Annotated in this window: 9 protein-coding genes; 4 read left to right on the top strand and 5 right to left on the bottom strand. The window is 29.8% G+C overall.

Translation table 11 applies throughout. The features are described from left to right. Positions 1-62 precede the first annotated feature (62 nt). The 5 genes from KGF50_RS10900 to KGF50_RS10920 all read right to left on the bottom strand — a co-directional run bounded on the left by KGF50_RS10900 (position 63) and on the right by KGF50_RS10920 (position 6,085). Positions 63-1,226 (bottom strand): UxaA family hydrolase, encoded by a 1,164-nt coding sequence (locus KGF50_RS10900; protein ID WP_227848066.1) that lies wholly within the window; start codon positions 1,224-1,226, stop codon positions 63-65. Positions 1,227-1,238: 12 nt separating this feature from the next. Beyond that, a complete protein-coding gene (locus KGF50_RS10905) occupies positions 1,239-1,514 on the bottom strand; it encodes a UxaA family hydrolase (RefSeq protein ID WP_227848067.1) in 276 nt (91 codons plus the stop codon). Between the two features lie 20 nt (positions 1,515-1,534). Continuing rightward, the gene (locus KGF50_RS10910) at positions 1,535-2,509 is read right to left on the bottom strand and encodes a 2-keto-3-deoxygluconate permease (RefSeq protein WP_227839653.1); all 975 of its coding nucleotides are present in this window, start codon (positions 2,507-2,509) and stop codon (positions 1,535-1,537) included. Positions 2,510-2,776: 267 nt separating this feature from the next. Further along, positions 2,777-4,669: a sigma 54-interacting transcriptional regulator gene (locus tag KGF50_RS10915; protein WP_227848068.1), complete on the bottom strand. Its 1,893-nt coding sequence runs from the start codon at positions 4,667-4,669 to the stop codon at positions 2,777-2,779. 201 nt (positions 4,670-4,870) lie between these two features. Continuing rightward, positions 4,871-6,085 (bottom strand): FAD-dependent oxidoreductase, encoded by a 1,215-nt coding sequence (locus KGF50_RS10920; RefSeq protein ID WP_227848069.1) that lies wholly within the window; start codon positions 6,083-6,085, stop codon positions 4,871-4,873. A gap of 231 nt (positions 6,086-6,316) precedes the next feature. Between KGF50_RS10920 and KGF50_RS10925 the strand changes: the two genes are divergently transcribed. The 4 genes from KGF50_RS10925 (at position 6,317) to KGF50_RS10940 (ending at position 10,666) form a co-directional block, all read left to right on the top strand. After that, positions 6,317-7,699 carry a TldD/PmbA family protein gene (locus tag KGF50_RS10925; RefSeq protein WP_227848070.1) on the top strand — a complete coding sequence of 461 codons (1,383 nt, stop codon included), beginning with the start codon at positions 6,317-6,319 and terminating at the stop codon, positions 7,697-7,699. 11 nt (positions 7,700-7,710) lie between these two features. Continuing rightward, a complete protein-coding gene (locus tag KGF50_RS10930) occupies positions 7,711-9,066 on the top strand; it encodes a metallopeptidase TldD-related protein (protein WP_227848071.1) in 1,356 nt (451 codons plus the stop codon). A gap of 173 nt (positions 9,067-9,239) precedes the next feature. Further along, entirely contained in the window at positions 9,240-9,773 is a 534-nt protein-coding gene (locus tag KGF50_RS10935; protein WP_227848072.1) for a ferritin-like domain-containing protein, read from the top strand. A gap of 98 nt (positions 9,774-9,871) precedes the next feature. Further along, positions 9,872-10,666, top strand: a complete 795-nt coding sequence (locus KGF50_RS10940; RefSeq protein ID WP_413926815.1) for an alpha/beta fold hydrolase — start codon at positions 9,872-9,874, stop codon at positions 10,664-10,666. The last annotated feature ends 333 nt before the right edge of the window (positions 10,667-10,999 follow it).

Consider the following 10,999-nt stretch of genomic DNA (forward strand, 5'->3'; position numbering starts at 1 on the left):
TTAATTTATAGTATCTGTATAAATATTGAATTTACAAAACAATACCTTATATTTATTACAAACTAGAAAGTAGATGCAATTCTGTAAATACCAAATTCTCTATGACCAAGGCTTTCAGCTTTAGTGTGTTTACCATTACATACTTCCACTATTTCATCGAATATTTCTTTACCTATATCTTTAATTTTAGCACCCTCTGTTATAATTCTACCTGCATTTATATCGATATTATCTATCATTTTATTGTATGTATCACTGTTTCCAGTAATTTTAATAACTGGTGAAATTGGACTTCCTGTTGGAGTACCTCTACCAGTTGAGAAGATTACAATCTGTGCACCACCTGCTACCATACCAGTAATAGAATCTATATCTTGACCTGGAGTATCCATAAAGTATAACCCTTTTTTATCTGAAGGTAAAATCTCAGCATATTCAAGAGCCCCCTTGAATGGTTTGTCACCTGCTTTATACATACAGCCAAGTGATTTTTCTTCAATTGTTGATAATCCACCAGCTTTATTACCTGGAGTAGGTTGACCACTGCGTAAATCTTCTCCCATAGTAATTGCTCTTTTTTCTACATCACTTACAAATTTAAGAAACTTTTCTTTCATGTTTTCATCTTCAAAGCGAGTAGCCAATAAATGTTCTGCACCAATTACCTCTGTAGTCTCACTCAATATACTACTTCCACCTTCGTCGATAAGAAGATTTGATGCAATTCCTATTGAAGGGTTTGATGCAATTCCACTTGTTGGGTCAGAGCCACCACATTCAAGTGCCAATGTAATTTCGCTCATATCAAATTCAACTCTTACTTCTTTTGATATTTCACGAGCCATCTTACCTGCTATTTCAGCACCTTTAGCTATTGCTTTTAATGTTCCACCACATTCTTGTATAACAACATAGTCTACCTTTTTTCCTGTTGTAGATATTTCAGATGCTAAATCTTTTGCTTGAATACCATCACATCCAAGTCCAACCACTAAAACAGCAGCTACATTAGGGTTTTTACCAAATCCTATTAATGTTTTTGCTGTAAGCTCTATATCAGAGCCAATTTGGCAACATCCATGTTGATGTGGGATAGCTATTGCTCCAGGAACAAGTGCTGCAATTCTTGTGGCTGTCTCACTTGAACAGACAGATGTTGGAATAACTAAAACATGATTACGAATACCATATTGTCCATTTTCTCTTAAATAACCCATTAATTTCATTTTTATTACCTCCTATTTTTTATCTCCACGACCACGTGTACTTTCAATATTATGTACATGAACATAGTCACCAGTTTTTATATTAACTGTTGCAATTCCTATAATCTCGCCATATTTATAAACAACGTCACCTTTTTTTACATCTTCTGTAGCCATCTTATGGAAAACAGGAATGTCATCATTTACTATATAAGATTTTCCATCAATTGAAACTTTTTCACCTTTAACCAAAGGTCTAACACATGTAACTAGATTGTCTTTTTCGTTTGCATGAATAATTGCGTTCATACTTTTACCTCCTCAAAATATTAATTTACTTCTATGTTTTTATTTGTTTTGAAAATAGCTTTTTTTCTTTTTTCTCTTTTATCCAAATAGGAAACGAGCATTGGACAACATATAGCTGTAACAATGATAGCAGCAGCAACTTGCACTGTTGAAACCGCCGCAATTGTAGCAAGTGTAGGGTCAATAGCGGCTAAAGCTTCAGGAGTACCAGCTGCATTACCTGCTGTTGTACCAGTAGCTGCACCTACTGCTGGATGTTCTGCACGTATAAGTTTCATTACAAAATATCCACCCATACCTGTTATTAGAGTTACAGCAAGACCTAGTATAACTCCAGGAAATCCAGCAGTTATAATTTGGTTAAAGTTTAATGCAGCTCCTAAAGGAAAAGCAAAGAAAGGTATTAATAATGTTGTACCAGGTGCAAGAAATTCTCGTATATCTTCATCGAGATTACCAAGTATAAATCCAAGTAGTATTGGTATGAGTGCTGCAAATAAAGCTACTATAGGTACATTTGCAAGTCCAGTTACTCCAAAGGCAAGCATCGTAAAAAATGGACCATCATTTAGAGATAATATAGATATTGCACCAACATCTGTAGAATCTCCATATTCACCAGCAAGAGCAGCAAATAGACCTCCATTTGAATTAGTCATAGTAGCAACTATAGCAAGAGGTGTAATACCAATTATGCCTTTAGGCCCAATGAATTTACTAACAATAATACCTAGTACTGCACCAATTATAAATTTTGTTGCTGTGAGTACTATTCCCTTAGTTAAAGGTTTGCCTGCTTGCCTTATGTTAATTTGAGCGCCATTACATAGACAAAATAGAGCAAGTATGCTCATTGCACCAGTTTTAAATAAGGAAGTTGTAAATCCCCCAATTTCAAGAGCCTGTGGACATACTGTATTAAATAGTGCTCCCAATAGCAGGGGACAGACCATAAGTCCTCCTGGTATCTTTTTCACCGATTTTAAGATATGCATCTAGTATCACTCCTTTTAATTTTTATATAAGTATTTAAAAGCAATTACTATGCCAATCTATATGTTAAATAGTTTTTATTTTTATACGTATTTTTAATATTCATATAAAATACTGTAGATTACTTAGATTAAAAATATTATATGGAAAAAGATAACAAAAAAATTAATCTATTTATTATATGGTAGAATTTTAAATAAAAATAAATAAACGTCTTATGTATTAAAATTAAACATAAAACGTTTAGATATATTATATATGTATTATTTTTAAACATCACTTTCTATTTCTTTTAACTTTCTCCATAGAGTAGAGCGAGTGATTTTTAGGATTTCACAAGTTTTTGTAGTGTTTCTATTATTTTCATTATAGACTTTGTATATATATTTTTTTTCTAGTGTTTTTAAGTCTAAGTTATTATATTTAAAATCAGCCTTATCTGTATTAATTATAGTATTTGCACATTTACTACTGTATTTTTCTGATAAAATTGAATCAAATGATTCGATAATAACAGCTCTCTCGATTATTCCCTCTAATTCTCTTATGTTTCCTTCATATTCTTTTTCAAGAAGAGCTTGTCTGATATTTGGAGTGATAATTAAAGGTATCTTATTGTATTTAGCTGAATATTTTTTTATGAAAAATTCTGATAATTTTATGATATCTTCTTTTCTCTCTTTGAGTGAAGGAAGGTACAATGTTAATATATTTATTCTAAAGTAAAGGTCTCGTCTAAATAAACCATCACGCATCATATCTTTTAGGTCTTTATTTGAAGCACAAATTATTTTTACATCTATGGGAATAACTTTATCACCACCAATTCTCATAACTTGCTTTTCTTGTAAGACTCTTAATAATCTTCCTTGAAGTTCAATTGGAATTTCACTTATTTCATCTAGAAAAATTGTCCCTTCATGTGCCAGTTCAAATACACCTGCTTTTCCTTTTTTTCTTGCTCCTGTGAATGAGCCCTCTTCATAACCAAAAAACTCACTTTCTATTAAAGATGGAGGTATTGCAGCACAGTTTACAGCAACAAAAGGAGCATTTTTACGTTTGCTATAATTATGTATACTTTGGCAAAATAGCTCTTTACCAACACCAGATTCCCCTGTAATAATCATTGGAGTATCATAACAAGCATATTTTTTTGCAACTTCTATACAATCTTTTGTTTTTTCACTTGCATAGATTATATCATCAAATGTGTATTTAGCAGAGAGACCTTTGTTTAATAGACTTCTTCTTATTGTGTGTTCAAATGAACTTATTTCCTTACTGTCTTGAAATGTAGAAACTGCCCCTTGAATTTGACCATCGACGATAATTGGAACTCTATTTGTAATGATTTTTGTACTTCCGATATTCTGTATTTCACCAATTTGTGGTTCCATGGTTTCAACTACTTGAGGTAAAACTGTATTTGGAATAACATCTATAACATTATGATAAAGTGCATTTTCTTTTTTTATACCAAATATTTTTTCAGCACTCTTATTAAATAATGTGATTTTAAAATTTTTATCAACTGTTATTATTCCATCATGTACAAAATCTGTCATAGCTTCTATCTGTAATCTTCTTTTTTGTTCATCTTTAGTTGCGTCAAGTATTTGTTCAGCTTGTTGAATGGCTCGAAGTATGTTTTCTTCTCTAGATTCAATTAATATTCCCTTACAATTAAGTCTTTTGACAATATGTGCAACAGTAGTATCACCTATATATGTATTGATGCCTTTTTTTCTATATTTTTCTATAGCATCATAAATTTCTTCTTCTTTTTCAATTTCAATCATAGTTATTTTCTTATTCAATATTTCTTCTATAATATCAAAGCCATATATAACATTATTAAATCCAATTATCCCAAATGGTTCATTTGAATTTTTAACTTCCTTATAGCTTTCTATAATATCATAAGCGTCTACTTTAATCTCAACTATAGGTATGTTATATGTTTCTTTTAACATATTGTAAGTTCCGCCTCTACTTATGATAATTCTAGTACCATGGTTAATACTTTTTTCAGCGAGAGGTATTCCTTCTTTTAAGTTACCAAATACAACATCAATGTTTTTGTACTTATGTTTTTTTACTATGTGAATCGATTTTTCATAGGTTCCTTTAGTAGGAGCAATAACAAGTATTTCTTTCATAATAATTCCTCCATATTTCATCAAATAAACTTAAAGATTATTATCATAACTAAATTTTATCAGTGATATTTTAATATTTTACTTTATATTTAATTATAAATAAAGTATTTTTAAATAAATTATTATAAAAGACTGCATAAAAATAAGATTTTAGAATTCTAAAGCTTTTTTTAAGTACAGTCTTTTAATATATAATAACATTTATTTGTCAAATCTATTTACCTTAAATAATCTCATATTTTTATCTTCTTCTCCAAGATATAGCTTACTAAGCATTATACCTCCTAATATCGCAAAAAGTATTCCATTAGCTCCATAACCTAGACAGTACCATAAGTTATGGTTTTTGTTATCAGGTCCAATAAAACCTAAGTTATCTAAAGTAGAAGCAAAGCAACCACAATACTTGTAATCAACTTGTATATCTTTTATGTCTTTAAACATACCTTTTAGTCTTTGTTCAAGAATGTCATATTTTTTATTTGCTAAAGCTTCATCTCCTATATCACTAAAGTCTACATCTTCACCACCTATAATCAATCTATTATCTTTAGTGGTTCTTAGATAATTATATGGGTCACAATTGTCTCTAATCAGAATATTGTCTTTCCAAGAATCAATGTCTTTAATTGGTTTTGTAGCTATATTAAATGTATTAGATTTAGTTGCAAAGTTTCTATTTGTAAATAAACTTGTATTATATCCTGTAGCCACAATTAGTTTTTTGCCATAAACTTTATAACCATAAGATACTTCAGCTGTTACTTTATCATCTGAAAAGTCTACTTTTTTTACTTCTGTATTTTCATATACTTCAAGACCATTTTTTAGACTTACATCAATGAGATGATGACTATACTTGTATGGGTCTATTTCTCGTCCACCATTTTTTGCTATCAATCCAGACTTTAAATCGAAATTAAAAGGGTTTGTAGATTCATCGATATATTCAACATCAAATCCATTTTCTTTTCTTAGATTATATTCTTCTTTTATAGCCTTGATTTCAAGCTTACTGGAAGTGTAAAGCAAAGTATCTCGTTTTGCATAATCACACTTATTTCCATGTAATTCTATAAATTTATCTAACTCTTTAAGTGCTGATACACAAAGATTATAAGCTTTTAAGGCATCAGTTAGAGTCATTACTTCTGTCAAATCTATTAAATTGTCATCCAATTCATATTGTAAAAGCGATGTGGTTACACTAGTACTTCCATGTGCAATCCTTCCTTTTTCAAGGATAATTGATTTTATATTGTTTTTAGCTAGATAGTATGCACAAATACATCCTGTTATGCCACCTCCAACGATTATAACATCTGTATCAATATCATCAGTAAGGTATGGAAATTGTCTTGGAATTTTATTTATACTGGTAAAAATAGGCTTGCCTTTTACATATTCTTGATTCATATATTTCACTCCTAACATTTATTATGTATGAGTGTATTATTTTCTATAGCAAATAATATTATACATTTTAAATGTTTATATAAATGGGTATGTATAAATAAAAATGTGATAACATTTTAGTGTAAAACATATGTATAATATATTCATAAGTAATTTGGTATATAATGATGATTAATAAGTAAAAAAGATTGAATAAAAGTTAAATAAAAATTTAAAATAGGAGGTAAGTTTATGCTTTCAAAAGATATAGCTTCAAAGGTATTGGAAAAGTGTCTAATTACTGGAGGAGATTTTGCTGAGATTTTTGAAGAAGACACTATAAATAATTCTATTGGCTTAATAGATAATAAAGTAGAAAATGCAATAGGTGGAAGAACCTATGGCATAGGAATAAGAATATTTAAAGGATTAAAGAGTATATATGCATATACAAGCGATAATTCATTGAATAGTTTATTAGACGTAGCGTATAAGGCTGCTGTTGCTTTAGGCAAATTAGAAGAAGGAAAGAGTATTATATTAAATGACAGTATTAAAATAAATAATCTACATAATATAAAAATCTATCCAAATTCAATAGGTAATATAGATAAGGTAAATGTCATGAAAGTTGCATATAAAAGTGCAAAAGAATTTAGTAGTGATATATCTCAAGTAAATGTGACTTATTCAGATAAAGACCAAAAAGTATTGATTGCAAATACTGAAGGAATTTATGTGGAGGATAGAAGAATAAGAACTAGATTGGGAATAAGTTCAGTTGCATCTAAAGGTAATGAAAATCAAACAGGATTTGAAGGTCCTGGAGGGTGTAAAGGATTTGAAATATTTGAAGAGATAGACCCAGAATACTATGGAAGAGAATCTGCTAGAGTAGCACATACTATGTTACATGCAAAAAACTGCCCAGCAGGTAATATGATGGTAGCAATAGATAATGGATTTGGAGGAGTAATATTTCATGAAGCTTGTGGACATTCTTTGGAGGCTACAGCAGTTGCAAAAGGAAATTCTGTATTTGCAGATAAATTAGGTCAACAAATTGCATCTACAAAAATTACAGCTATAGATGATGGTACGATACCAAACTATTGGGGGTCTATGAATATAGATGATGAAGGAAACAAAACTCAAAAAAATATCTTAATCGAAAATGGAATTTTAAAGTCTTACATGATAGATAAACTTAATGGTAGACGAATGGGAATGAATCCTACAGGAAGTTCTCGTAGACAGAGTTATAAATTTGCACCTACCTCTAGAATGACTAATACTTATATTGCTGCTGGAGAAGATAAGCCAGAGGATATCATAAAGTCAATATCAGATGGTATATATGCCAAAAAAATGGGTGGAGGTTCTGTAAATCCTGTAACAGGAGAGTTTAATTTTGCAGTTTCAGAAGGTTACTTGATAAAAAATGGAGAAATAAAAGAACCAGTTAGAGGTGCTAGTTTAATTGGAAAAGGTAGTGATGTACTTATGAATATAGATATGGTTGGAGATAACTTAAAACAAGCTCAAGGTATGTGTGGTTCAGTGTCAGGAAGTATACCAACCAATGTAGGTCAGCCTATGATAAGAGTAAAAGAAATTACTGTAGGTGGAAGATAGGAGGAATAAGTATGGAACTTATAAATTTTAAAGATTTACTATTTAAAAAAGCTCTAAATGAAGGTTTTGAAGAGTGTGAAGTGTATTATTCCACAGGGGAAAATCTAAGTATAAATATATATGAAGGAGAAGTTGAGAAATATAATCTTGATAAATCCTTTGGTTTATCATTTAGAGGAAAGATAGATGGGAAAATAGGATATTCTTATACAGAAATTTTAGATGATAAAGCTGTTGATATGTTGATAAAAAATGTAAAAGATGGGGTAAGAGCTATCGAAAATGAAGATGTACAATTTATATATGAAGGCGATAAATTCTATAATGAAGTAAAGACCTATTCTAAAGAACTAGAAAATCTAGAAGCAGATAAGTTGATTGAATTAGCTTTACAAATGGAAGAAGAGACTAAAGCTTATTCAGATAAGGTAGTAAACTTATCTAGTTGTACTATATCTTATTCAGTAGCAAGTAGTGGCATATATAATACTAAGGGATTAGATTTAAGTAATAAAACTAATCTACTTATAGGATTTGTAGTACCAGTTATACAAGACAATGGACAAAAATATGATGGAGTAGGATACAACATAGCAAATGCTATTGAAGAAATAAATCCAAAGGAAATAGCAAAGCTTGGAGTTGAAAATGCTTTATCTAAAATAGGTGGAAAGAGCATACCATCAGGTAAATATAAAACTATATTATTTAATGAAGCAATGGTATCTTTACTTAGCACATTTTCTGGAATATTTAATGCAGACTCAGCTCAAAAAGGATTATCTTTGTTGAAAGATAGAGAAGGAGAAATGATAGCATCTCCTATAGTTACAATAGTTGATGACCCACTTTTAGAAAATGGTCTGGCATCTACTCCTTTTGATGATGAGGGTGTAGCTACTTTTAAAAAAGAAGTTATTTCAAATGGGAAACTTATGACATTACTTCATAATCTAAAGACAGCTAATAAAGCAAAAGTAAAGACTACAGGAAATGGAATAAAAGCTTCATATTCATCACCTATAAGTATATATCCAACTAATTTTTATATAGAAAAAGGAAATAAATCTTTAGATGATATCATGAAAGAAGTAGGGGAAGGTTTGATGGTTACTAGTTTTGCAGGACTTCATTCAGGTGCAAATTCAGTAACAGGAGATTTTTCTTTGGCAGCTAAAGGTTTTTATATTAAAGATGGTAAAAAATCATTTCCAGTAGAACAAATTACAGTAGCTGGTAATTACTTTGACCTATTAAAAGATATTGAAGTTATAGGGGAAGATTTAGAATTTCCAATGAGCAGTATAGGCTCACCTTCGATTGTTATTAAAGAATTATCAGTAGCAGGAAAAGATGAACAGAGATAGAAAATAATTGAACAAATATAAAGATAAATATGAATCCATGTTAATTTCTATTAGCATGGATTTTTTATTAATTTAAGTTATTTATTAAACCCTAACCATCCTAATAAAGTCATATGTCAAAGTTTTGATGCATATAATTAATATCAATATTTAAATCTAAAGGAGGAGATACCATGAGTGATGCGCACTATGGAATGCATAAGAGAAAGGGATACTCAAGTGATGAGCCATATCCAGAAATAAAAGTATTGGGAAAAAATAAATATTATGCAGAGCTATTAATGGATGATTATTCTGGTGTAGCGAGTGAATTTACAAGTGTAACCCAGTACTTATACCATGACTTTGACTTAGATGAAAATTATAGAGAATTGAGTGAAATGTGGATAAATATATCTATAACAGAAATGTTACATATGGAGATATTGGCAAAAACTATAAGATTATTAGGTGGAAATCCTATATATAGAGGTTCTTCAAGCTCATGTGGTGCATATTGGAATGGTGGCTTTGTATTTTATGGAGATTCTATTTGTAGTAGATTAAAATCGGATTTACATTTAGAGTATGTGGCTATTGAGAATTATTATAAGGATATAAGTATTATTGAAGACCCTTATATAAAAGCTATATTAAATAGAATAATTTTGGATGAAAAGGTTCATGTCGGTTTGTTTAAAAAAGCAATAGAAAAGTATTGTAAATAGAATCTAATGTTTAATTATTAACTATTTTATTCATATATATAAAATAACTATCATACATTTTCTTGAAGGGAGTTGCTAATGATATGTATTATGTACGTGTGAATGATATAAATATAGCAGTGTATGATTTAAATCCAAGTGCTAAAAAGACAGTACTTTTCATACATGGTTGGCCATTAGGCAATAAGATATTTGAGTATCAAACTGATATACTGCCTAAGCTTGGTTACAGAACGGTTTCAATTGATTTAAGAGGTTTTGGTAACTCTGAGACAACAGCAGGAGGATATACTTATAGTCAGATGGCTGATGATATTTATAAGGTGGTACATGCTATTGGATTAAAAGATTTTACTCTTGTGGGATTTTCAATGGGTGGAGCAATTGTACTTAGATATATGAGTTTATTTAATGGATATGGAGTATCAAAACTAGTCTTAGCTGCTGCTGCGGCACCATCATTTGTAAAAAGGCCTCCTGAATTTCCATATGGTATGACACGTGAAGATGTTAATAAGCTAATAGCTCAAGCATGTACAGATAGACCTGAAATGGTAACTAATTTTGGGGAAAAAGTATTTGCATCAAATCCATCAGAAAGCTTTAGAAGGTGGTTTGATGATATTGGTTTTAGTGCATCAGGTATAGGAACAATTGGAACAGCTGTAGCTTTAAGAGATGAAGAGCTATTTAATGATTTAAAATGTGTAAGAGTGCCTACAGGTATATTTCATGGAAAATTAGACCAAGTTTGCCCATATGAATTTGCACTTTTTATGAATGAAAGGATAGAAGACTCAGTTTTATATACTTTTGAGTATAGCGGTCACGCTATATTCTATGATGAGCTTAAATTATTTAATCAAGAATTTTTACAGTTTTTAGAGGAATAGAGATATCTTATTAATAATTAAAAATATGGTGATATTATATAAAATGGTATAGATTAAATTCTATATCATTTTATTTTTGAGTAGAAAATATTACCAAATAGTATAAAATATAATTTTTAAGATTTAAAATTTTTTCAAAAAGTGCTACAATAAACCAAATTGTTGTTTTCTATATTCAGTAAACAGGAGGTGGTGATATGAAAAAACATAATATTTTATTTGTATCGACTGATGACAAGATAAATATGGATATATCAGAACAATTAGAAAATATTTTTGGAGAATTTTGCAATATAGATAATATAGTTTACATAGATAAAATAAATATAGAGC

It is taken from the genome of Clostridioides sp. ZZV15-6598, assembly GCF_020657705.1.
GTDB classification, from domain to species: domain Bacteria; phylum Bacillota; class Clostridia; order Peptostreptococcales; family Peptostreptococcaceae; genus Clostridioides; species Clostridioides difficile_F.

What these genes read in the sequence shown, in the direction of transcription:
- KGF50_RS10900 (WP_227848066.1), bottom strand. Translation starts at nt 1,226, where the DNA reads ATGAAATTAATGGGTTATTTAAGAGAAAATGGACAATATGGTATTCGT.
- KGF50_RS10905 (WP_227848067.1), bottom strand. Translation starts at nt 1,514, where the DNA reads ATGAACGCAATTATTCATGCAAACGAAAAAGACAATCTAGTTACATGT.
- KGF50_RS10910 (WP_227839653.1), bottom strand. Translation starts at nt 2,509, where the DNA reads ATGCATATCTTAAAATCGGTGAAAAAGATACCAGGAGGACTTATGGTC.
- KGF50_RS10915 (WP_227848068.1), bottom strand. Translation starts at nt 4,669, where the DNA reads ATGAAAGAAATACTTGTTATTGCTCCTACTAAAGGAACCTATGAAAAA.
- KGF50_RS10920 (WP_227848069.1), bottom strand. Translation starts at nt 6,085, where the DNA reads ATGAATCAAGAATATGTAAAAGGCAAGCCTATTTTTACCAGTATAAAT.
- KGF50_RS10925 (WP_227848070.1), top strand. Translation starts at nt 6,317, where the DNA reads ATGCTTTCAAAAGATATAGCTTCAAAGGTATTGGAAAAGTGTCTAATT.
- KGF50_RS10930 (WP_227848071.1), top strand. Translation starts at nt 7,711, where the DNA reads ATGGAACTTATAAATTTTAAAGATTTACTATTTAAAAAAGCTCTAAAT.
- KGF50_RS10935 (WP_227848072.1), top strand. Translation starts at nt 9,240, where the DNA reads ATGAGTGATGCGCACTATGGAATGCATAAGAGAAAGGGATACTCAAGT.